Origin of the sequence: Gelidibacter pelagius (genome assembly GCF_017581925.1) — a bacterium.
GTDB lineage: Bacteria > Bacteroidota > Bacteroidia > Flavobacteriales > Flavobacteriaceae > Gelidibacter > Gelidibacter pelagius.
Genome location: NZ_JAGEVG010000010.1, coordinates 57,324 through 81,129, shown reverse-complemented (window position 1 = coordinate 81,129; position 23,806 = coordinate 57,324). Strand labels below are relative to the sequence as shown.

Annotated in this window: 20 protein-coding genes and 1 other RNA gene; 14 read left to right on the top strand and 7 right to left on the bottom strand. The window is 37.2% G+C overall.

Features of this window, described 5'->3' with window-relative positions:
• Positions 1-149: 149 nt before the first annotated feature.
• On the top strand, positions 150-1,577 hold the full coding sequence (locus J4051_RS09875; RefSeq protein ID WP_208233701.1) for a redoxin domain-containing protein: 1,428 nt from the start codon (positions 150-152) through the stop codon (positions 1,575-1,577).
• A gap of 49 nt (positions 1,578-1,626) precedes the next feature.
• On the opposite strand, the gene fsa is transcribed toward J4051_RS09875, so the two are convergent.
• From fsa to ffs, 3 genes are all read right to left on the bottom strand, one after another.
• Positions 1,627-2,280, bottom strand: coding sequence for a fructose-6-phosphate aldolase (gene fsa / locus J4051_RS09870; RefSeq protein WP_208233700.1), 654 nt, complete (start codon positions 2,278-2,280; stop codon positions 1,627-1,629).
• Between the two features lie 116 nt (positions 2,281-2,396).
• Positions 2,397-3,200 (bottom strand): SDR family oxidoreductase, encoded by an 804-nt coding sequence (locus J4051_RS09865; RefSeq protein WP_208233699.1) that lies wholly within the window; start codon positions 3,198-3,200, stop codon positions 2,397-2,399.
• A 149-nt stretch (positions 3,201-3,349) separates the two neighbouring features.
• An RNA gene (ffs, locus tag J4051_RS09860) (signal recognition particle sRNA small type) lies at positions 3,350-3,448 on the bottom strand.
• 88 nt (positions 3,449-3,536) lie between these two features.
• On the opposite strand from ffs, the gene J4051_RS09855 reads away from it, so the two are divergent.
• The 4 genes from J4051_RS09855 to J4051_RS09840 all read left to right on the top strand — a co-directional run bounded on the left by J4051_RS09855 (position 3,537) and on the right by J4051_RS09840 (position 7,648).
• Positions 3,537-4,571: a glutaminyl-peptide cyclotransferase gene (locus J4051_RS09855; protein WP_208233698.1), complete on the top strand. Its 1,035-nt coding sequence runs from the start codon at positions 3,537-3,539 to the stop codon at positions 4,569-4,571.
• A 65-nt stretch (positions 4,572-4,636) separates the two neighbouring features.
• Positions 4,637-5,026, top strand: coding sequence for an acyl-CoA thioesterase (locus J4051_RS09850; protein WP_236027333.1), 390 nt, complete (start codon positions 4,637-4,639; stop codon positions 5,024-5,026).
• Between the two features lie 92 nt (positions 5,027-5,118).
• Complete coding sequence (locus J4051_RS09845; protein WP_208233697.1) at positions 5,119-5,865, top strand: peptidase associated/transthyretin-like domain-containing protein; 747 nt, start codon at positions 5,119-5,121, stop codon at positions 5,863-5,865.
• 220 nt (positions 5,866-6,085) lie between these two features.
• Positions 6,086-7,648 carry a right-handed parallel beta-helix repeat-containing protein gene (locus J4051_RS09840; RefSeq protein ID WP_208233696.1) on the top strand — a complete coding sequence of 521 codons (1,563 nt, stop codon included), beginning with the start codon at positions 6,086-6,088 and terminating at the stop codon, positions 7,646-7,648.
• A 90-nt stretch (positions 7,649-7,738) separates the two neighbouring features.
• On the opposite strand, the gene J4051_RS09835 is transcribed toward J4051_RS09840, so the two are convergent.
• Positions 7,739-9,010, bottom strand: coding sequence for a serine hydroxymethyltransferase (locus tag J4051_RS09835; RefSeq protein WP_208233695.1), 1,272 nt, complete (start codon positions 9,008-9,010; stop codon positions 7,739-7,741).
• Positions 9,011-9,252: 242 nt separating this feature from the next.
• Between J4051_RS09835 and fahA the strand changes: the two genes are divergently transcribed.
• Both fahA and J4051_RS09825 read left to right on the top strand, forming a co-directional pair.
• Positions 9,253-10,548 carry a fumarylacetoacetase gene (gene fahA / locus J4051_RS09830; protein ID WP_208233694.1) on the top strand — a complete coding sequence of 432 codons (1,296 nt, stop codon included), beginning with the start codon at positions 9,253-9,255 and terminating at the stop codon, positions 10,546-10,548.
• A gap of 285 nt (positions 10,549-10,833) precedes the next feature.
• Positions 10,834-12,015, top strand: coding sequence for a hypothetical protein (locus J4051_RS09825; protein WP_236027332.1), 1,182 nt, complete (start codon positions 10,834-10,836; stop codon positions 12,013-12,015).
• 119 nt (positions 12,016-12,134) lie between these two features.
• On the opposite strand, the gene ytxJ is transcribed toward J4051_RS09825, so the two are convergent.
• Positions 12,135-12,545 carry a bacillithiol system redox-active protein YtxJ gene (ytxJ, locus tag J4051_RS09820; RefSeq protein ID WP_208233693.1) on the bottom strand — a complete coding sequence of 137 codons (411 nt, stop codon included), beginning with the start codon at positions 12,543-12,545 and terminating at the stop codon, positions 12,135-12,137.
• 699 nt (positions 12,546-13,244) lie between these two features.
• Between ytxJ and clpB the strand changes: the two genes are divergently transcribed.
• From clpB to J4051_RS09795, 5 genes are all read left to right on the top strand, one after another.
• Complete coding sequence (gene clpB, locus J4051_RS09815) at positions 13,245-15,857, top strand: ATP-dependent chaperone ClpB (RefSeq protein WP_208233692.1); 2,613 nt, start codon at positions 13,245-13,247, stop codon at positions 15,855-15,857.
• A 177-nt stretch (positions 15,858-16,034) separates the two neighbouring features.
• Positions 16,035-16,427, top strand: coding sequence for a hypothetical protein (locus tag J4051_RS09810; RefSeq protein ID WP_208233691.1), 393 nt, complete (start codon positions 16,035-16,037; stop codon positions 16,425-16,427).
• A 352-nt stretch (positions 16,428-16,779) separates the two neighbouring features.
• Positions 16,780-17,436, top strand: a complete 657-nt coding sequence (gene deoC, locus J4051_RS09805; RefSeq protein WP_208233690.1) for a deoxyribose-phosphate aldolase — start codon at positions 16,780-16,782, stop codon at positions 17,434-17,436.
• 35 nt (positions 17,437-17,471) lie between these two features.
• Positions 17,472-18,170, top strand: a complete 699-nt coding sequence (gene deoD, locus J4051_RS09800) for a purine-nucleoside phosphorylase (protein ID WP_208233689.1) — start codon at positions 17,472-17,474, stop codon at positions 18,168-18,170.
• Between the two features lie 23 nt (positions 18,171-18,193).
• Positions 18,194-18,703 carry a SixA phosphatase family protein gene (locus J4051_RS09795; RefSeq protein ID WP_208233688.1) on the top strand — a complete coding sequence of 170 codons (510 nt, stop codon included), beginning with the start codon at positions 18,194-18,196 and terminating at the stop codon, positions 18,701-18,703.
• On the opposite strand, the gene J4051_RS09790 is transcribed toward J4051_RS09795, so the two are convergent.
• On the bottom strand, positions 18,696-19,460 hold the full coding sequence (locus J4051_RS09790) for a DUF6503 family protein (RefSeq protein WP_236027330.1): 765 nt from the start codon (positions 19,458-19,460) through the stop codon (positions 18,696-18,698). The two genes, J4051_RS09795 and J4051_RS09790, sit on opposite strands and share 8 nt — an antisense overlap.
• A gap of 89 nt (positions 19,461-19,549) precedes the next feature.
• On the opposite strand from J4051_RS09790, the gene smpB reads away from it, so the two are divergent.
• Together smpB and J4051_RS09780 are read left to right on the top strand one after the other, a co-directional pair.
• Positions 19,550-20,008, top strand: a complete 459-nt coding sequence (gene smpB, locus J4051_RS09785) for an SsrA-binding protein SmpB (protein ID WP_208233687.1) — start codon at positions 19,550-19,552, stop codon at positions 20,006-20,008.
• A 278-nt stretch (positions 20,009-20,286) separates the two neighbouring features.
• The gene (locus tag J4051_RS09780) at positions 20,287-22,767 is read left to right on the top strand and encodes a DUF5686 and carboxypeptidase regulatory-like domain-containing protein (RefSeq protein WP_208233686.1); all 2,481 of its coding nucleotides are present in this window, start codon (positions 20,287-20,289) and stop codon (positions 22,765-22,767) included.
• A gap of 333 nt (positions 22,768-23,100) precedes the next feature.
• On the opposite strand, the gene J4051_RS09775 is transcribed toward J4051_RS09780, so the two are convergent.
• Positions 23,101-23,742 carry a protein-L-isoaspartate(D-aspartate) O-methyltransferase gene (locus J4051_RS09775; RefSeq protein WP_208233685.1) on the bottom strand — a complete coding sequence of 214 codons (642 nt, stop codon included), beginning with the start codon at positions 23,740-23,742 and terminating at the stop codon, positions 23,101-23,103.
• Between the last annotated feature and the right edge of the window lie 64 nt (positions 23,743-23,806).

Genomic DNA, 23,806 nt, shown 5'->3' with positions numbered 1-23,806 from the left:
ACTTTTTTTGAAAATATCAGCATTTATAAAGGATATAAGGCCCTAACACCCATAGATATCCAAACATTTAACAGCGCCTTAACAGCTTGATGCACAAACAAGTTTTATTTTTGTTTACAACGCAACCAGCTCCAGAAACCCCTTAGTTTATGAGAATTTACATTATATCATTAATGCTTTTGACAACGCTTTTCAGTTGCAAAAAAGATGCTAATGAGGCTAATCGATCTGCCTATTTTGGAGGTGAGATTATTAATCCAACTAATGATTACGTCTTGTTATTCTCTCCAAATTCTCAAGTAGAAAACTCAGATACGCTTTTCCTAAATAAAAACAATCGCTTTTTCACCAAACTATCCCCGTTAAAATCAGGTCTGTACACCTTTATTCACGGAGGCCAATACCAAATGGTCCTTTTAGAACCAAGAGATAGTGTTATGTTGCGATTGAACACTATTGATTTTGATGAATCCCTGGTATTTACTGGTGATGGTGCTAGAAAGAATAACTTTTTGATCAAGATTTTTCTTGAAAATGAAGCCGACCAAGCCAATTTTATAAATTTCTCCCAAATGGAGCCCGAGAAATTTGAAAGTTATATCGATTCTTCACGGACAGAACGGTTAAATGGGCTCTCTGAGTTTTCTGACAAAAGAAACCTGTCCCCTCTTTTTGATAGAGTTGCGGAAACCAGTGTCAATTATAGCTATTACAGCGCCAAGGAAATGTATCCCTTTGCATATTATGGCTATAAGAATTTAAAAGACTACAAAAACTTACCTTCAAGTTTTTATGATTATAGAAAGGATATTGACTACAATATTGGTTCTTTAGGAGATTTCTTTATTTACAATCGCTTTCTATACTCCCATTTCAACAACATGGCATTAAAGGAGTTTTATGCCAACGCTCCAGAAGATGCAGTTTTCAATAGAAATTCAGTGGTTTATAATTTAGAAAAACTAAGGCTGATGAACGAGCGCATCACCAACGATACTATAAAAAACAAATTATTGAAAAATACCGCTCGCGACTTTATCTCGATGTGTGAAGATACGATGGCCGTCAAACAAGTTATTGCATCCTATTTACAAAAAACAACAAATGCTGATGATAGAGTATACATTGAAAGGCTGTCCAGCGCCATAAATAAATTAAAACCTGGTAAGATTATTCCTGATGTTGAATTGGTGAGCTACAACAACGAGAATCATAAATTTAGTGATTTGATCACACAACCCACCGTAATTTATTTTTGGTCGTCAAACTTAAAAATCCACTATAAGAACAGTCATTATAAAATCAGGGATTTAAAGAAGAAGTATCCAAATATCAATTTTATAGCCATTAACATAAATGATAGCGATAAGAAATATTGGAAAAGAACCTTAGATGAGTTTAAGTTTCCGATTGACAGCGAATACCAATTCAAAGATCCTTTCAACGCCAAACAGACTTTGGTGCTCAACACAGTTTATAAAATAATCCTAGTAGACAGCGAGATGCGTATTGTGGACACCTATTACAATATGTTCCACAGTCAATTTGAAGACAAATTAAAAGAACTCAATGATTAAAAAAAGGCTTCATTATTGAAGCCTCTTTTATTTAATATATAGTAAGGAATTAGTTTCCTTCTTTGTAATCAGACAAAAATTTCTCCAAGCCAATATCCGTTAAAGGATGGTTTAACAATCCAGTAATAGAACTCAAAGGTCCGGTCATGACATCAGCTCCTAATTTTGCACAGTCAATAACATGCATGGTGTGACGTACAGATGCTGCTAAGATTTCAGTTTCAAAATCGTAGTTGTCATAGATCATTCTAATTTCAGCAATTAGGTTTAATCCGTCAGTGGAGATATCATCCAAACGACCGATAAAAGGAGACACATAAGTTGCCCCGGCTTTTGCTGCCAATAATGCCTGACCTGCAGAAAACACCAAAGTCATATTGGTTTTAATACCTTTATCACTAAAGTATTTACAAGCCTTCACACCATCTTTGATCATAGGTAATTTGACCACAATCTGATCGTGAAGTTCAGCCAAAGCTTCTCCTTCTCTTACCATGCCCTCGAAATCTGTAGCAATAACCTCTGCACTGACATCACCATCTACCAAATTGCAAATGTTAACATAATGCTTCATAATATTGTCGGTCCCTGTAATGCCCTCCTTGGCCATCAACGACGGATTGGTGGTGACACCATCTAAAATCCCCATGTCTTGGGCTTCCTTAATTTGCTCTAAATTAGCAGTATCGATAAAAAATTTCATAAATAATAGTATGTATATAAGTTGTGTTTTAACGTGGCGCAAAGTTACGATTAATAACAAAGATGTTGATGGAATTTTAATTAAAACATATCAACATCATCACTGCTTGAGAATCCTTACAATTTATAATGCTTCATCAACATTTTCTCATAAACTTTATCAGGCAAAATTCGTTTTAAAACAATTGAAAACTTTTGCATGAATTCTCCTATTTTGTAATGGACTTTTGGATTTTGTGTATTGATAATTTCATGGATTGCACTTGCCATTATTTGAGGATCCTTCCCTTCGCTTACATGTGCATTCATTAGTTCTAAAGTGTTCCCATAAGTTTCTTTGTATGGCGAATGTTCCAAAACAGGCGCATGATAACGACCCGCAGCAATATTGGTAGCAAAATCACCTGGAGCAACATTGGTCATATGGATATTAAAATCCTTGATTTCCATTCGGAAAGCTTCCGTTATCAATTCCAAAGCCCCTTTACTCGCACTATAAACCCCTCTATAGGGTAAGCCCATATATCCAGCAATAGAAGTAATATTGATAATCAGACCGGATTTTTGCACCCTCATTTGTGGTAGAACCGCTTTAATAACCCGAATGGGACCGAAGAAATTAGTGTCAAAATTACGTTGGATTTCGGCATCGGGAATTTCCTCAATGGGGCCTGTTATTCCCGCGCCGGCATTGTTAATCAGTACATCTATACGTCCACGTTGAGTTATGACTGTATTAATTGCATCATCTATTGAATCAACATCAGAAACATCCAGTCTAACCAAATTGAATTTACTGTCTGAATACCCTTTAGGGTTTCTGCTGGTACCATAAACTATGAATCCCTTCTCGGTCAAGAATTCACCAATGGATTTTCCAATTCCTGAAGAACCTCCCGTAATTAAAACAACTTTAGACATGTTCGCGTATTAGTTAAAATTAAGAATACTTAATTTTTCAAAAATACGATATAATCTAAAGTTTAAATGAATTTGAATTTGAAAAGGAAGTGACTAATGAGAATGTAAGAAGTTGAAGTTGGAGATTCCCACCTTCGTGGGAATAAAAAAAAAGGCAAGCTACCTACATCACACCGCTACGACCACTTACCTTTGCTGCGTTCCCGCCCTGGAGGATTCAGCAGGAGCTGGTTGTGTAGGACTTGCCAGCTGCAAAGATACAAACTTTTACTACTTTTGCAATGATTTTCAAAACTGAATTTATTTAAATACCTTGCCCAAAAATATATCATCAATATGTCTTCAACTAAACTTTTCATAATCATTGTTTTAAGTCTTTTTCTATGGACTTGTGGTGACAATCCGAATGGTAAAAAAAGTAGTTTTTCCATCACAACTGACGCTAAAAACAATACGACAGCACTTGGCGAAACCATTAAACTGACCATAGAAAACCCAAAAAACAAAACGATCACTAATATAAACTACAAAATTGATGCAACTCCGATCGAAGAAAACTTCAAGGTTACGAATTTAACCCTTGGCGTGCACATTATCACAGCAAAAGTCACTTATGGTGAAACTACTGAAGAGACGTCCACCAACTTGACTATTTTAAACAATGTTGCCCCAAAAATTTACAGCTATAAAATTCTGAATGAATATCCGCATGATATCACCTCCTACACGCAAGGCTTGGAATTTCATGATGGCGTTTTATATGAAAGCACTGGACAATACGGAAAATCCAAACTTAGAAAAGTAGATTATAAAACGGGTGGAGTTCTTAAGAATATCAATTTAGGCAATCAATACTTTGGAGAAGGACTTACTATAATGAACGATAATATTTACCAACTCACTTGGAAAGAAAATATTGGATTTATATATAGTATTGATACATTTGAAAAAACCGGCAGTTTCAATTACGGAAAAAGCAAAGAAGGATGGGGCTTATGCAACGACGGAAAGGTGATCTATAAAACCGATGGCACCAATAAAATATGGAAGCTCAATCCAGAAACACTTGCTGAAGATAATTATATCCAAATATACACCAATACAGGTAAAATTGATAGTTTGAATGAATTGGAATATATAGAAGGGAAAATCTACGCCAATATTTACCAACGCAACGGTGTTTTGATCATCGACCCTGAAAATGGTGCGGTTGAGGGTGTAATCGACTTTTCACCGCTTCAAAAACTGGTTAAACAACATCAAACTTTAGATGTCTTAAATGGCATTGCTTATAATCCAGACACCAAAACCATTTTTGTTACAGGGAAAGAGTGGGACAAACTATTTGAAGTGGAAGTTTTTGTTAAATAAAGACCTCATTCGAAAGCCAAAAAAAAAAACGATTAGGATGTTCCAAACAATCTAAAACAACATTTATGCAAACCTTCGAAATATACATCATTGTAACCCAAGACGATTTGGACAACCTCAACCACGTCAATAATGTCCGTTATGTACAGTGGGTGCAAGATGTTGCAGAAGAGCATTGGCACACAAAAGCAACGGAAAAAATACTATCGGATTATTTCTGGATCCTTCTTAAACATACCATTGAATACAAAAACCCAGCTGTTTTAGGTGATGTACTCAAGCTTAAAACCTACATCAAAGAATCAGGTGGCGTCACTTGCGTTCGGATGGTTGAGATTTATAATAAAAACACTGACAAGCTGTTAGCCTCTTCTGAAACCAAGTGGTGTCTGGTCTCCCAAGAAAACATGAAACCCGCACGAATTACTGAAGAGATTAGAACCCTGTTTAGTTAAATTAAGGTTAAAATGATTGTTAAAGTCTCTTAACGCCTCACTTTTAAGAAACTATAATGGTTTAATTTGATGGTAATCAATCTCTTTGCTTAGTGACTAAAATTACCATCCTCTTCTGTCTTTGGTCCACAATGATGTTATCCCAGAACATTACTGGAACACTTTATGATGCTGAAGCTCCAATTTCCGGAGCTAAAATCATGAATATCACCTCAAAAAGCATCACTTCGACTGATGGTAACGGTAATTTTAAAATTTACGCACAAATCAACGACACCCTGATTTTTAGTTCCCTGTTTCATCATACCAATCAACTCATGGTAACTGAATCGCACCTTATGGACACACCAGTATTTGAACTCAGAAAGATGGTGAATGAACTGGATGAAGTAGAGATCCAAGGTGCTATCACTTCTAAAGAGATGAATGAAGAAACGGCAAGTAAAACACTTAACCAACAGTTTCAAAATGACATCAAAAAACATGGTTATAAATATAAAAAACCAAATACAGGTCCTTTAGACCTCATGGCTATTGGAGAAAGTATTATAAAGCTTTTCAAAAGAAAAACACCTAGAGAATTTGAAACAGTCGAAACCACCATTACCTCAGACGATTTTGATACGTTATTCAAATCAGATAAATTCTTCAATGACCAATTTTTAGTATTGAATTTGAACATCACAAAAGATTATAAACACCTCTATTTTGCCTATTGCGAATCCAAAGAAATGTCATCTTCTCTTTTACAATCGAAAAATAGAATTTATCTCGTTGATAAGTTCTTGGAATATAGTGAAGAGTTTCGGGAGATTTTAAAGGAAAGTCAAAAACAATGAATCAAGAACCTCGGGATATTAAACTTGAAGATTCCACTTTTCAGCGGGAGTACCCCGAGAGCTATCGGGACAACTATCAATTTTTAATGCATTGCTGCGGAATTTTTAAAAATTGAGTTTCACTAATTAAAACAACAGGTGGGAATTAAATAAGTGGTTCTTATGAATTCATAATTTCAAAAGTCATATTTTTGAATTTCAATATGAATTGATAACGATAATGAAAAGAAGCTTTTATTTTATTCTTACTATTTCTACTTTGATCTTATGGAGTTCATGCCGAAAAGATTTCGATTTCGAACCAAGTAATGGTGCTTTGACCTTTTCAAAAGATACAGTCTATTTAGATACGGTATTTTCCAATATTGGATCAAGTACTTATAATTTGAAAGTCTATAACCGCAGCAACAAAGACATCTCCATCCCTACCCTGCGCCTAGGTCAAGGCCAAGCATCCAACTACCGACTCAACGTTGATGGTATTGCTGGAAAAGAATTTCAGAATGTAGAAATTTTGGCAAAGGACAGTATGTATATTTTTATAGAGACTACTTTTGATATCCAAAGTGTTGGTACTGCCAATAACCAATTTTTATATACCGATGCCATCGAATTTGACAGCGGATCCAACTTTCAAAAAGTGGATTTGGTGACCTTGGTCAAAGACGCTGTTTTTATTTACCCAAATCGAGATGCTCAGGGGATTGTCGAAACATTGACCTTTGATGTGGATGGCGATGGTAATGATGATGAGACCAACGTTCAAGGACGGTTCTTAACCGATGCCGAGTTGACTTTTACAAAAGATAAGCCTTATGTGATTTATGGCTATGCGGCAGTTGGCGAAAACAAAACCTTAACAATCGAAGCTGGCTCGCGTGTGCACTTCCATGCGAATTCCGGTTTATTGGTGACCAATAACGCTTCTTTAAAAGTCAATGGACAATTCAGTCCCGATCAAACTACAATGGCCAACGAGGTCATTTTTGAAAGCGATAGATTAGAGCCTTTGTTTGATAATATTCCAGGACAATGGGGCACCATCTGGTTATTTCAAGGCAGTAAGGAAAATGAAATCAATTTTGCAACGATTAAAAATGCCACCATTGGTATTTTGGCCGAGAACAACCCCACCGCTGCCATTCCAAAATTAACGATCAAAAATTCCAAAATATATAATTCAAGTAACTTCGGGATTTTAGGACGTGCCACTTCCATTACGGCAGAAAACCTTGTATTGAACAATGCGGGGCAATCTGCTTTTGCGGGCACCTATGGAGGCACATATAACTTTACCCATTGCACCATTGCCAATTATTGGTCCAGTAGTTTTAGGCAATTTCCTGCACTATATCTCAACAATTTCTTGATTTTGGAAGACGACACTGTCGTTACCAATGCCTTGTCCGCAGCCAATTTTAACAATTGTATTATTTATGGAAATGACAATCCGGAGTTTCTTGTGGAGGAAGAGGAAGGTGCTGCTTTCAATTTTAAATTTACCAATTGTCTGATCAGGTTTAATGATCCGAATGACAAATTTGGATCCGATCCAAACTATGATTTTGACAATTTAGCCTTATATGAAAATATCGTATTCAACCAAGAACCTGACTTTATGGATACGTCCAAAAATAAGTTGATTATCGGACAAGAATCCGCGGCCATTAACGTTATTGGGAATAATCCGCTTTCAAATTCAGTGCCGTTTGATATTTTAAACGTATCACGGACCGCTGCTCCTGATTTGGGCGCTTATCAACATGTGGTTTTTGAAGAATAATCAATGATTTTCAAATAGCAGGAAAAGGAAGACCTCACAGGTTTTTGAAACCTGTGAGGTCTGGTTTGGTAGATATAAGTTTGACGTTAACTACGAAAACAAAGGCTTCCCTTTCATCATTGCATTCACCTTTTCGGCTACAGCATTCAACTTACCTTCATCATCGTGGTTACTTAAGACCTCATCGATCAAATCAACAATGGTTGACATATCAGCTTCTTTCAGGCCTCTGGTAGTCACTGCAGCAGTTCCAATACGGATACCTGAGGTTACAAATGGCGATTTATCGTCAAAAGGCACCATGTTTTTATTCACCGTAATATCGGCTTTCGTCAAGGCTTCTTCAGCAACTTTACCGGTTAAATTTTTATTTCTCAGATCAATTAACATCATATGATTGTCCGTTCCACCAGAAATAATATGATAATCCTTAGCTACAAAAGCTTTTGCCATAGCAGCGGCATTTTTCTTGACCTGCAACATATACTGCATAAAATCATCGGTCAAAGCCTCTCCAAATGCAATAGCCTTAGCCGCAATAATGTGTTCCAATGGACCTCCTTGGTTTCCTGGGAAAACTCCAGAATCCAATAAAGAAGACATCATTCTTAAGTTACCTTTTGGAGTTTTCATTCCGAATGGGTTTTCAAAATCCGCTCCCATCATGATCATCCCTCCTCTTGGACCTCTCAAGGTTTTATGCGTGGTTGTGGTCACAATATGACAATGTGGCATTGGGTCATTCAAAATACCCTTTGCAATTAAACCCGCAGGATGTGCAATATCTGCCATCAAAACAGCACCAACTTGGTCAGCAACCTGTCTGAAAGCTTTAAAATCCATATCTCGCGAATAGGCTGATGCACCGGCAATAATCATCTTTGGTTTTTCCTTTTTGGCCGTATCTTCCAAATGATTATAATCAATCAATCCAGTAGCTTTATCCACTCCATAAAAAGAAGGATCATAAAGTTTTCCCGAAAAATTCACTGGAGACCCATGAGTTAAATGGCCACCATGCGACAGATCAAAACCAAGAATTTTATCTCCGGGCTTTAAGCACATAGAATAAACTGCGGTATTTGCCTGACTTCCAGAGTGCGGTTGCACGTTGGCATAATCAGCTCCAAATAGCGCCTTGGCACGATCTATGGCCAATTGCTCCACCTCATCTACGATTTCACAACCACCATAATAGCGCTTTCCAGGATAGCCCTCGGCGTATTTATTGGTTAACACCGATCCGGCGGCTTCCATTACCTGATTGCTCACAAAGTTCTCTGAAGCAATAAGCTCTAAACCGTTTAATTGTCTTTCTTTTTCAGCTTCTATAAGCTCAAATATTTGTTGGTCACGTTGCATAAATTAGATTTTTAGTCATTCCCGCGAAGGCGGAAATCTCATTTGACATTGTAAATTAAACATTTCCCCAAAAATACTAAATACAATAGTTAATTAGGTCAAAAAAAGAATTATTCATCTGAATTTAATCGAATTGGGATTTCCTCAAAAACAACATAACTTTAAGTCTTTTTTTCTTTTTAAATTAAAAAAAATATGTAGGTTTGAATAGATTTAATATAAAACAAATTAATAGCAAAACTATGTCTATATCAGCAAATAACCCCGATCGTACGTCGTGGCTTCACGTGGGAAAGAACTCTGATTTCCCTATACAAAACATTCCTTTTGGTGTTTTTTTAACCCGAGATGATATCATAACGATTGGCACCCGAATTGGTGACACAGCCATCGATCTTGGCGCACTTCATCAATTGGGTTATTTTGACGGGATTGCGTTGACTGATGATATTTTTCTTCAGGACACCTTAAATGATTTCATTGCCGATGGCCGTAAAACATGGCGTTCAGTTAGAAATAGAATCGCTGAGATTTTTGACAGTAATAACACCACATTAAAGAACAATCTCAAACATAAAGAAATCGTCTGCTTTAGATTGGATGAAATAGAAATGCAATTACCGGTTCAGGTTGGGGATTATACCGATTTTTATTCGAGCCTTGAGCATGCCACCAATGTAGGGACTATGTTTAGAGGTGCTGAAAATGCGTTGATGCCAAACTGGCTGCACATTCCAGTAGGCTATCACGGACGGAGCTCTTCGATTATCCCATCGGGAATTCCTATAAACAGACCTCAAGGTCAAACCTTACCAGACGGCGCTTCTGAACCAGTTTTCGGCCCTTCCAAGTTGATCGATTTTGAATTGGAAATGGCTTTTATTACCACAGATGCCAACGATTTGGGCGAATCAATCCCAGTCAATGAGGCGGAAGAATATATTTTTGGCCTGGTACTTTTTAACGACTGGTCTGCGCGAGATATCCAAAAATGGGAATATGTACCATTAGGACCATTCTTGGCAAAAAGTTTTGCATCATCCATGTCTCCATGGATCGTTACCCTTGATGCTTTGGAGCCTTTCAAAGTGGAAAGTCCGAAGCCTATCAAACCGCTTCTGCCATATTTAAAATCGAAAGGTAAAAAAGGATATGATATCAGTTTGGAAGTAGCAATACGTCCAAAAGACGCCAAAGAAACCATCGTGAGCAAATCCAATTTTAAGTATATGTATTGGAATATGTCACAGCAATTGGCACACCATACTATTAACGGCTGTCCTATCAATTCAGGAGACATGATGGGAAGTGGCACTATTTCAGGGCCTACTGAAGATTCCTATGGCTCAATGTTGGAATTGACCTGGAGAGGTGAAAAGCCCATAAAAATGAAGGATGGCACAGAGCGTAAATTCATCAATGACTACGATACGGTCATCATGAGGGGCCATTGTGAAAAAGACGGCACCAGAATTGGATTTGGTGAAGTTTCAACACAATTGCTACCTATTTATAATCAAAAGAAGAAAAAACAATAAGCTGGGAGCACGAAGCATGAAGTTGGAAGCACGGAGATTGGTAACGACTAATTTTCGTGCTTTTTTATTTAATCAAGATCCTCGGGGTCCTTCCGACCGCCAAGAGCGGGTAAGCCCACGAGGTGTGAATGATCGATTGTCTTTTTTTTTCGAGGCAAGGCTCGCGGTATCAAAACCCACTGGTGGGAATCAATTACTTAAAGCTCCAAGCCTTCTAACTTCCAACTTTTACATTTGGCATGTATTTTGGAATCCTTTAACTTTAACAAATTAAATACCAGATTTATGAAAGCAAAACTACTCTTCACTGTACTTATTTTAGGACTTGTTTCTTGCAGCGGTAAAAAGCAAATCGAAAAGGCGCTTCATTCTGGTAATTATGATTTGGCCATTGAAGATGCCTTAAGGAAACTCGAAAACAACAAAAACAAAGATCGCAAACAAGATTTTGTGGTGATGCTCAAAAATGCTTTTGAAAAAGCCGTTGACCGCGATTTGAATACCATCAAGCACTTCAGAAAAGACGGCAATCCTGAGCATTACAAAAACATTTACGAAATTTATCTCAACTTAAATTCGCGTCAAGAAAAGATCAAACCTATCTTACCACTACAAATTGGCAACAAGCCACTCCGTTTGGACTTTAAAGATTATTCGCATGTCATTGCCCAATCCCGCAACGAAGTTTCTGCTTATATGTACGATTCTGGATTGTCACTCCTTGATTCAAATAACAAACAGGACATTAAAGAAGCGTACGCGACATTTCAGTATATTGATCGTATTAACCCAAAGTATAAAGACGTTCGCAATTTAATGCAAGAGGCTCATAATCTCGGATCTGACTATGTTATTGTGACGATTGAAAACCAAACCGACCAAATCATTCCAAAGCGATTGGAAGATGATCTATTGAACTTTGACACCTATGGATTGAATCAATTCTGGACGGTTTATCACGCCCTTCCTGATGATCGAATAGATTATGATTATGCCATGGCATTACAGTTGAAACGCATCAATATTTCTCCGGAAAGATTTAACGAAAAGCAATTGCTTAGAGAGAAGCAAATTGTAGATGGTTGGAAGTATCAAAAAGACAGTAAAGGAAATGTCATGAAGGATAGCTTGGGAAATGATATCAAAATTGATAATGTCATCAATGTAAGGGCGCGCTTTTTTGAATATCACCAATTCAAATCTACCCAGGTCCTTGCAGATGTCGTTTATATAGATTTAAAAAACGAACAGACCTTAGATGTGTTTCCAATCAACAGCGAATTTATATTTGAAAATTTCTTCGCTACTGTAAAAGGCGATGAGCGGGCACTGAATGCCCATGACCGGGAATTATTGCGCAATAGACGTATGCACTTTCCTTCTAATGCTGATATGGTCTATGATACTGGCGAAGACTTGAAACTAAAGTTAAAGCAGATTATCAGTTCGTATAAAATGCGGAACTAAAATAAAAAAACTCCCAGAAGATTATTTTGGGAGTTTTTTATGTTCACAAATCTCATAAAACAAACAACGGTGACTTTCACTTAAATCTCTCAATTGTTCCGCTCAATTGATAGCACTTACTAAACAAGCTGTCCTAATTCCATATTATTAATTCCACTATGACTTTCATGGGCGACCACTACGCCATTCTTGATCACCAATAATTGGGGCGATTGGTGCATGACCTGAAATTTTTCCGCAATCTCATTAGAAATCGCTCTGTGGGCCAACAAATCTAAATAATAAAGATCGGCTTCGCTATCAGAAAGCTGATACTCTCTCTTAAACTGGCCAATTACCATTCTACTGATACCACATCGCGTGGAATGTTTGAAAAGAAATTGTGTTTTAGTTTTAGATTTTTCTACAATATCATCCAATTGCTCCATTTTATTCAAATCAATCCAAGGCGTTTCGTTATTTTGTTTCAGTTGATCCGAACCGGTTGCCGAATCTGCAGAAGCACCGAATAATTTATTAAATAGTCCCATGTAAGTATTATTTATTTTTTATTGTTATTATTTGTTTTTTAATTGAGCTTTGGTTTGAATTCTGCCATCGGTTGATCTAATCTCTGCTATTCAAAATTGACTTCCTTATGAAGTAACTAATCTTGGATAGTGATGTCACAACCACAAAGGTAGACACAAACCTACGCAAAGATTTAAAAGCCCGAATTAAACTTCGTTATTCAGTATTAGTATTCAGTCGGCAGTCGGCAGCCCTCAGTTAGCCATCAATTACGATTATTGCTGCGCATCCCGTATTTCGGTCATCAGTCATCACCACTCACCCCTAACTTCTCATGCTTGTAGATTAATACGTCTTGATTCCTTGTTCTTTATTCTTTGTTCAAATCCCAACATTCTTCAATCGTTAATCGTTATTCTCAAAATCAGCATTCACCTGCGCGTTAAAGTTATTCTAAATAGCTCTTTACTCACCCAAATTTTAAATAATTTTATACTACAGTCGATCATAAGCGCAACACCTTACATGCTGACGAAACGTCACGCTATTACTGGTGTTAAACGACATTTTGTCGTGCTTTGTGACTTGGTAAGGTAATTGAAATACAGAATGAAAACGACAACGAATTTAATAAAAGATTCCTCCAATTAAGGAGCAGAACATATAAAATAAAAATACTAACGTATAAATAAAACACCCGGTTTAACGGGCCAGATATTATGAACTTTAACAATTATACCATAAAATCACAAGAGGCCATTCAGCACGCTCAACAGCTCGCGCAAGGTTATGGCCATCAACAAATAGAAAATGAGCATATTTTTAAAGCTATTTCTGTAGTTGACGAAAACGTATTGCCATTCCTTCTTAAAAAATTGAATGTCAATATGAATCTTTTAGAACAGACCTTAGACAAGCAATTAGAAAGTTTTCCTAAGGTATCTGGTGGCGACATCATGCTCTCCAGAGAGGCGAACAAAACGCTGAATGAGGCATCTATCATCGCAAAGAAGATGAAGGATGACTATGTTTCCATCGAACATTTACTTTTGGCTGTTTTTAAATCGGACAGCAAAATAGCTCAAATGCTAAAAGACCAAGGTGTTACTGAAAAAGCTTTGACTGCTGGTATTGACGAATTGCGTCAAGGAGATCGCGTGACTTCACAAAGTCAGGAAGATACTTATAATTCTCTGAACAAATACGCCAAGAACCTTAACCAAATGGCCAAGGACGGCCGATTGGATCCGGTGATTGGACGTGATGAAGAAATTAGAAGAATCCTGCAAATTCTGTCGCGTCGTACCAAAAACAATCCAATCCTAGTTGGAGAACCTGGCACAGGTAAAACAGCGATTGCAGAAGGTTTAGCCCACCGTATTATAGATGGTGATGTTCCTGAGAACTTAAAGGACAAGCAGGTCTTTGCTTTAGATATGGGAGCGCTCATTGCAGGTGCCAAGTATAAAGGCGAATTTGAAGAACGCTTAAAGGCCGTTATCAAAGAAGTCACTTCAAGTGAAGGAGACATTGTGTTGTTTATTGACGAGATCCACACCCTTGTTGGTGCAGGAGGCGGACAAGGCGCCATGGACGCAGCCAACATTCTAAAACCAGCTTTGGCAAGAGGTGAATTGCGCGCCATTGGAGCGACGACACTTGATGAATATCAAAAGTATTTTGAGAAAGATAAAGCCTTGGAACGTCGTTTCCAAAAAGTAATGGTTGACGAGCCGGATACTGAAAGTGCAATCTCCATTTTACGTGGAATTAAGGAGAAGTATGAAACCCATCATAAAGTACGAATTAAAGACGAGGCCATTATTGGTGCCGTAGAATTATCGGAACGTTATATTACCAACAGGTTTCTACCGGACAAAGCCATTGACCTTATGGATGAGGCGGCTTCTAAATTACGCATGGAAATCAACTCAAAGCCTGAAGAGCTCGATGTTTTGGATAGAAAAGTGATGCAGTTGGAAATTGAAATCGAAGCCATTAAGCGTGAAAAAGATGAAAGCAAATTGCAGAACCTACGCTCTGAACTTGCCAACATTAAAGAAGAACGGAATGAGATGAATGCCAAATGGATGAGTGAAAAAGAAGTGGTGGACAATATTCAAATCGCTAAATCCGATATAGAAAACTTTAAATTGGAAGCAGAACGCGCTGAACGTGAGGGCGATTATGGCAAAGTAGCCGAGATTCGCTATGGAAAAATCAAGGACGCCCAAGAGGAGCTCGAGAAACTTCAGAAGGAATTGCAGGCCAACCAATCGGGAAGCTCTTTGATCAAAGAGGAAGTAACTTATGAGGATATCGCAGAAGTTGTGGCCAAATGGACAGGTATTCCTGTGACCAAAATGTTACAAAGCGATAGAGAAAAGCTTTTGAAATTAGAAGAACAATTACATAAACGCGTGGTTGGGCAGGAAGAAGCCATAATTGCCGTGAGTGATGCCGTGAGAAGGAGCCGCGCAGGACTACAAAATCCGCAAAAACCCATTGGTACGTTTCTATTTTTAGGAACTACGGGCGTAGGAAAGACCGAATTGGCGAAAGCTTTAGCGGAATATCTTTTTGACGATGAAGCCGCGATGACACGGATTGATATGAGTGAATACCAAGAACGTCACAGCGTCAGCCGACTGATTGGTGCGCCTCCAGGATATGTTGGTTACGATGAAGGTGGGCAGCTGACTGAAGCCGTGAGAAGGAAGCCATATTCAGTGGTCTTGCTAGACGAAATAGAAAAAGCACATCCAGATACTTTTAATATTTTATTGCAGGTTTTGGATGAAGGCCACTTGACAGATAACAAAGGTCGTCTTGCAGATTTTAAAAACACCATCATCATTATGACTTCCAATATGGGAAGTGACATCATCCAGCAGCGTTTTGAGGCGACAAAAGATATCGCCACTGCCGTTGAATCTGCAAAAATCGAAGTATTAGGTTTATTAAAACAAAATGTGCGTCCTGAGTTTTTAAATAGGATTGACGATATTATAATGTTCACCCCCTTATCAAGACAAAACATTATTGAAATAGTAGGCCTACAATTGAAAGGCTTGACAAGAATGTTGGATAAACAAGGCATTACTTTTGACGCCACAGATGAGGCTACTGCGTATTTAGCGGAGAAAGGCTACAATCCTGAATATGGAGCAAGACCTGTAAAACGTGTCATACAAAAAGAAGTATTGAATGAACTGAGTAAAGAGTTACTCGCAGGCAAGATAAGCTCAGAAAGCATCGTCTTGTTAGATTCTTTCAACAATAAACTGGTCTTTAGAAACCAAGATCAATTGGTAGACGACGTCCAGAAATAGCAAACGTTGACATCTCAAATGTCAGTGTTTAAAAAGTCCGAGAGGATTTTTCATAATAATTGGTTGGTTAGGAACAGCACAAGTCTTGAAAAAGATGAGTGCTGTTTTTTTTTCAAATGAGTCAAGAAAAATGCCTTTGATGTTGTAATTTAACGTTTACAGCCAAAACATATTCAAATGGGGATTATAAAGTATTACAATTTTGAGGATAGCGAAGTCTTTATTTTTGATGAATTCATTATCAACCAAGTTAAGGAAGGTGTTGTCATAGAGCCTGATCACAATGATATTTTCAACACCATTGTGCAAGAGCATTTTAGTGGAAAAAACATGGTATATATCTCCAATCGGGTAAAATCCTATGCTGTAAACCCTTTAATTTATCCAGAGGCCGAAAAAATTCCAAATTTGATTGCTATTGCCATCATTCCAAAAACTGCCCTTATGCGCAGAAATGCCGAATATGAACAGGAGTTTTTTCACAAGCCTTATGAGATTTTTGAAAACTTAAGTGATGCCATCGTTTGGGTACACAAGATAATATCCAATATGAAAAACATATCTGATTAAACTAAGATCTCAATTGAGCCAAAAGATGTATCAATACTGAATTCTCCTTTTAATCGATGCTAAGCCACGGAATATTAAAATCCATTCGTATAAATTATATTTAATGAAGAATGTTAAACATTTGATAAATGTAAGTTAATTCTCCATTTATCGTAGTCTTTTTGGGCTATTCAAACGTAAATATTGTTTGCTGACGTTTAATTAAAAGATGTTAAAACCTATTAATCTCAGACCAAGCCAATTAATGGATTTTTGCATTTCAATTTTTAACCGTTCATCTAATAAACGCTAAATTACTTTAAAGAGACAACCGTTTATCGTATTTTTACGACACTTAACCTACAAAATACTTATGACCATAAATCAATTTATAGACCACACCCTTTTAAAGCCAAGCACAACTGAGAGGCAGATAATCGATTTATGCAACGAAGCAAAGAAATATGAATTCTATGCGGTTTGCGTGAATAGTTCTTATGTTGCCTTGGCCAAACAATTACTTTCAAAAACATCCGTAAAAGTTGCTACTGTTGTTGGTTTTCCTTTGGGAGCTATGGCTACAGAAGCTAAGGTTTTTGAGGCTAAAAATGCTATTAATGAAGGGGCCGATGAAATTGATATGGTAATTAACATAGGTTTCCTTAGAAGCAAAAATTATGTAGCTGTTTTTAAGGATATTTCAGATGTCAAAAATGCAATTGGCAAAATTCCACTTAAAGTGATTATTGAAATTAGTGAACTTTCTAAAAACGAAATCGTCAAGATCTGTGAAATTTGTTTGGACGCCAAAGTTGATTTTATAAAGACCTCAACCGGCTTTTCAAAAAGCGGTGCTACTTTGACCGCAGTAAAAATCATTAAGAAAATTGTTAGAGATCAGGCGAAAATAAAAGCTTCTGGGGGTATAAAAGATCGGGAAACTGCCCTTAAATATATCGATGCAGGCGCAGACAGAATTGGAACTTCATCTGGAGTTGCAATGATGACTGATAAAATAGCTTCAGCTTAATTTTAATCTTTATCTTTAGGGATTAATCTAATCCCATGAGTGTACATATTGAAGCTAAAAAAGGAGAGATTGCAGAAACTATTCTTCTCCCGGGAGATCCATTAAGAGCAAAATGGATCGCCAAAACATTTTTTGACAATCCTAAACGTTTTAACAATGTTAGAGGTATGCTTGGTTATACTGGCACCTACCAAGGCAAACCTATTTCGACGATGGGCTCGGGAATGGGAGTCCCCAGCATCTCTATTTACGCCCACGAATTGATTACTGAATATGATGTCAAAAATCTTATAAGAGTAGGAAGCGCTGGTTCTTATCAAGAAGATGTTAAGTTGAGAGACATTGTTTTGGCCATGGCGGCCTCCTCGACTTCTGGTATCAATGAATTGCGCTTTGGTGGTGCAGATTATGCACCTACGGCAGATTTCGGTCTGTTTCAAAAAGCAGTCGACGTCGCAAAAGCCAAAAACATCCCGTTAAAGGCAGGAAACGTTTTGACCAGTGATGAGTTTTATGCCGATGATTTTGAATCCTATAGAAAATGGTCGAAGTTCAGGATTCTTTGTGTTGAAATGGAAACTGCAGGTCTGTACACAGTGGCCGCCAAGCACAATGTGAATGCGTTAAGTATCTTGACCATATCAGATTCCTTGGTTACTGGAGAACGCACCACGGCATTGGAAAGAGAAACCACCTTTAAGGAGATGATCGAAATTGCCTTAGATTTGGCTTAATAATTTTTCTAAACACGAAGTCCATGATACGCTATCTCATCATCATTTGCATCACATTTTTTTCAATCAGTTCATTAGCACAAGAGGAAACGCATTCAGAAACCACGACCTATTATTTTATTCGTCACGCCGAAAAAGACCGTAGTGATTCATCAGAAAAGGATGCGCATTTAACTAAAGAAGGGCATCAAAGAGCACAAAACTGGAGCATCATCTTGCAACACATTCCTTTTGATGCCGTATATTCCACAAACTTTAACAGAACAAAAGAAACAGCACAACCAACCGCCGAAAATAATCGTTTGGAGATCATTGAGTACAATGTAAGCAGCAGTTATGATGAGGCGTTTAAGGAAGCAACAAAAGGTAAAACAGTTTTGGTGGTAGGCCACAGCAACACCATTCCAGAATTTGTGAATGCCGTGATTGGGCAAGAAAAATACAATGACATTGAAGATTCAAATAACGGCAATATTTATATTGTAACTATCGGCAACGGAACTACCTCAGACGTGTTACTTACCATTAATTAAGGATAGCCACCTCAATATTCTTAAGCTCTATTTTTGAAAGTAGCTGGAGTTCATCATTAATGAATAAGTCATCCAACTCCTCAAGAACAACATCTGCAATAGCGGGTTTGAAATTGTTATAATCTGCGAAACGCAATGCGCTAATCTCTCTTATATTATAAGCTTCCCTAAATCGCAATCCTAAACTTCCATCAATTTCTTTATAGGAATAGGCTAAATAATCTACTGTAGACCCATTCTTTTCTATCCAATATATAAATTCATCATCGAAATCCTCACCTCCACCATCTTCAGAAAAGGTAATTTTAACTTTGTGATAGTCTTTACCCTTGATTTCTTTCGAACCTAAATAATCTTTATACACCGCCTTTCCATCCAAACTATAAGGCAACACAGAAAAATAATGCACCGAATTAACCGAATTACTGTACAAGGACGTAAGAGAATCTGACAATTGCACTTTTTCTTCATCCCTGAAACGTTCAAATCCAGAATTATTCAAAACATCTGTTATTTCGGATAGTGAATCCTTAAAATGGCGTTCCAACTGGAATCTCCCATTATTTCGAATGGCTCTGTAATGCATATCTCGGAAATCAAAATTGATATCAGAGTTGTCAAACAAGTCCCCTCCTGCCACTTCTATCGATTTTTTAATGATCTCTTCAGCAGACTCAGATTTACCTATTTGATTTTCGTTCTTCTTACAATTGAAAAACGATAACAATACAACCAAGATCAAAACATTCCGTAACATAATATTTTTTTTAAATGAAAGCGTAAATTTAAAGATAACAGATGGGTCTTCCTTAAAAGTTATCTTAAATGTTTTACCTTTGGCTTCCTATGCAGAAACACATCAACATCAAAAACAGAAAAGCACGTTTTCAATATGAAATATTGGACAAATATGTAGCTGGTATTGTTTTAACGGGTACAGAAATAAAATCCATCAGAAATAGTAAGGCCTCTATTGCCGAAAGTTTTTGTGAATTCAATGATAAGGGAGAACTCTTTGTCATCAACATGAACATTGAGGAATATGCATTTGGCAACTACAACAACCACAGGCCAAAAGCCGAACGAAAACTCCTATTGAACAAAAGAGAGCTCAAGTCTCTTCAAAAAGACGTCCAAATTAAGGGCTATTCTATTGTCCCTTTGCGTTTATTTATTAATGATAGAGGCTTTGCGAAAATGGAAATTGCTTTAGGAAAGGGTAAAAAACTCTATGACAAGCGCGACACCATTAGAGATCGTGACAACAAGAGAAACTTAGATCGGATCAAGAAAATCTACAGTTAAGAATATCTTTAAAAGTGTTTTTATAAAGTCCAATAGTCAAACACCAAATTCCAAAATTGTATAGCGACAAAATAATCAATTATTTAAGATTGCTATAACAATCATCAGCCGTTATTATCGCTAAGTTTGAAACGTTCATAGGCAACCATTTAAATCAAGAACCTGGAGAATAGTCCACAAAGTTTGGATAAGAAACTGGCTTTTCGATAGAGGCAAGCCGCGGGGTATTAAACCCATTGGTGGAATAAATGTGCTTAGAGAAATAGAACCCAAACTTTATGACTAAAAATTTACTCGTTTTCTTTATTGTTCTGATCAGTTTTCAAGCATTTTCCCAAATCAAGGGACGTATTACAGATCAAAAAAACGCAGCACTTCCCTTTGTCAACATTTATGTAGAAAACACTTTTACCGGAACCACCAGTAATGATGAGGGTTATTACGAACTCAATCTGAATAAGCCTGATACCTACACCATTGTATTTCAATTTTTAGGTTATAAGACTGTGAAAAAAGTAGTCGAAATCAAACAATTCCCATCTACTTTAGATGCCACGCTTGCTGAAGAACAAATTTCATTGAATGAAGTGGTCATCAATGCTGATGAAAATCCTGCTGATATCATTATCCGACAAGCCATTGCTTCAAGAAAGGTGAATTTGGAGAAAATCAATGCCTTTAAAGCTAACTTCTATTCCCGCGGATTGATTCGGATAAAAAATGCTCCTGAAAAGTTCTTTGGTCAGGAAATGGACGATTTTATGGTGGGATTGGATTCTACAAGAAGTGGTATTTTGTACCTATCAGAAACTATTTCGGAAATTGAATACATGCGACCAGATAAACTGAAGGAGAAAATTATCGCTTCAAAAGTGAGTGGTGACAATAGCGGCTTTAGTTTCAATACCGCTAGTGATGTCGATTTCAATTTTTATAATAACACGATTGAACTTGGTAACCAGATCATTTCTCCAATTGCCGATTATGCTTTTAATTATTACAAGTACACGTTGGAAGGTGTTTTTTATGATGACAAAGGCAATCTCATCAACAAAATCAAAGTCATTCCAAGACGTGAGAACGACCGGATTTTCTCAGGAAGCATCTATATTGTCGATAATCAATGGACTATTTATGCCTTAGAGTTAGGCATCACCGGAATTCAGGCACAAATCCCACCAGCAGAAGTCATTACCATCAAACAAAACTTCTCCTATTCAGACACCGATCAAATCTGGGTCATGATTTCCCAAGGCATTGAATTTAGTTATTCTCTTTTCGGATTTAAAGGTGATGGACGGTATACGGCAGTCTATAGCAATTATGATTTCAGTACGGAAGTAACAAAAAAATCATTCGGAAAGGAAATATTATCATTTGGGGATAACGCTAATAAAAAAGATTCCATCTATTGGAATAGCTTCAGGCCAGTCCCTCTAACGGATGAAGAGATAGGCGATTATCTACTAAAGGACAGCATTCAGACCGTCAGGGAATCAAAACCCTATTTAGACTCTATTGACGCCAAGAACAATACCTTCAAAATTCCAAACATTCTTTTTGGCTACAGCCACCGAAATTCTTTTGAAGATTGGTCTGTTGGATATAGCTCACCACTCTCCGACTTTCAATTCAATACTGCTCAAGGCTACAATTCCAAACTGAGTTTTTATTATCGAAAAAATCAGGATAAATTCCGTCGTTATTTCTCAGTAAATGCCGCTTTACAATATGGAATCTCAGATGAACGTTTAAGAGGAACAGCGTCTTTTATCTACAAATTCAATAATATCAAATCGCCATTTTTGATGCTCTCTGCTGGTGTTGAAACCCAACAATTTAATGACGCCCAGCCTATTTCGCCATTGATCAACTCAGTAAGCTCCTTATTTTTTGAAAATAATTTCATGAAGATTTATGATAAAAGTTTCGCGCAAGTTGGTCTCACCCAAGAAGTTTTTAATGGTATCAATATTTATAGCACCTTGGCTTACGAGCGAAGAAAAGCACTGATCAACACTACAGATCAAGTCTTTTTCAACGATAAGAACGATGTTTACTCAAGCAACGATCCGCAAAATCCAAATGTTTATGGCATTCCTGCTTTTGATACGCACCAACTTTTAAAGTTCAACCTTAATACGCGTTTTAATTTTGGACAGGAATACATGAGCTATCCCGATAGTAAGATCAATATCCCAAACAGCAAATATCCGACCTTGTATTTAGGTTATGAAAAAGGATTCGCAGCCTCAGAAAAACACTATAATTTTGATCAGCTTAAAGCTAGGTTGACCCAAAGCTTCAATGTTGGCAATAAAGGTGATTTTAAATATAATCTTAAAGCAGGCACATTTTTTAATGCAGACGCTATTGGATTTATGGATTATTACCATCCCAATGGCAACCAAACACATGTGGGTACCTCAAGCACTTATCTGAACGTGTTCAATAATTTACCCTATTATGCGCTGAGCACAAACACTTCATATTTTGAAATGCATACTGAACATGACTTTAAAGGCTTTCTTTTAAGTCGTGTGCCACTATTGAATAAGCTCAATTACAATTTAGTAATTGGTGCACATGCCTTCGCTACAGAAAACATCAAACCTTATCAGGAATATTCCATTGGGATTGACAATATAGGCTTTAAGAAATTCAGATTTTTGCGTGTGGACTATGTACGTTCCTATCAAAACGGCTATCAAGGTGATGCAATTATTTTTGGTTTAAAGTTTTTGAATATTATCGAATAATGAACTTCTGACTTTTATGGCAATTGTGACGACGTTTAAAAATTACAATCGTGGCTCTGGTTTTACTTCTGCGATAATCCTAATCAAGAAATAAGAAAAGAATCTTATTTGGAATAATAAAAACTTTTAACCGCAAGGTGCCTTACATTAAAAACCAAAATCTCTAAAAACACACAGATCAAAGTACCACTCATAGTATCATCCTGATTTGTCAATACAGACTAAAAGCCCGTTCCATTCGTGCAAGGAACAGAATTTACTTTTTGGGGTATATTCAACACAGACGGATTTGTGATAATTCGTGCAATTCGTGTCTAAAGAAACTGAGGTTGATTAGTTTTTATCCTCTAAGAGTGGCACAAATCGAAATTCGCCGTACTCATGTTTTTCAAAATCCTTTGGGCCATTTCTGATGAACAAGGTCATGGTTTGCACCTGATCTCCAACCGGAATTACCAATCGGCCTCCAATTTTAAGCTGACTCATCAAAGGTTTCGGAACAAAAGGTGCGCCGGCTGTGACGATGATGCTATCAAAAGGAGCCTCTTCCTTTAGGCCTTTGTAACCATCACCAAAAATGAGCTTTTTAGGACGATAGCCAAGTTTTGGAAGAAACTTACTGGTGATTTTAAAAAGTTCCAATTGACGCTCGATACTGTAAACTTTTGCACCCAATTCACATAAAACAGCGGTTTGATAGCCACTTCCCGTTCCGATTTCAAGCACTGTATCTCCGGGTTTAATCTGCATGAGTTCCGTTTGGAATGCTACAGTGTAAGGTTGTGAGATAGTTTGGTCTGCCGCAATTGGAAATGCTTTATCCTGATACGCATGATCCAGAAAGCTGGAGTCCATAAATAAATGTCGTGGAATTTTACCGATGGCCTTTAGCACTTTTTCATCAGTAATTCCTTTATCTTTAATAACCTCAACAAGTTGCTGTCGTAAGCCTTTATGTTTAAATGTATCTTTCAAAGCGGTGGTAAGTTTATTGGCTAAACTACTTCAAAAAACCGCAAAAGACAAATCAAAAATTCCA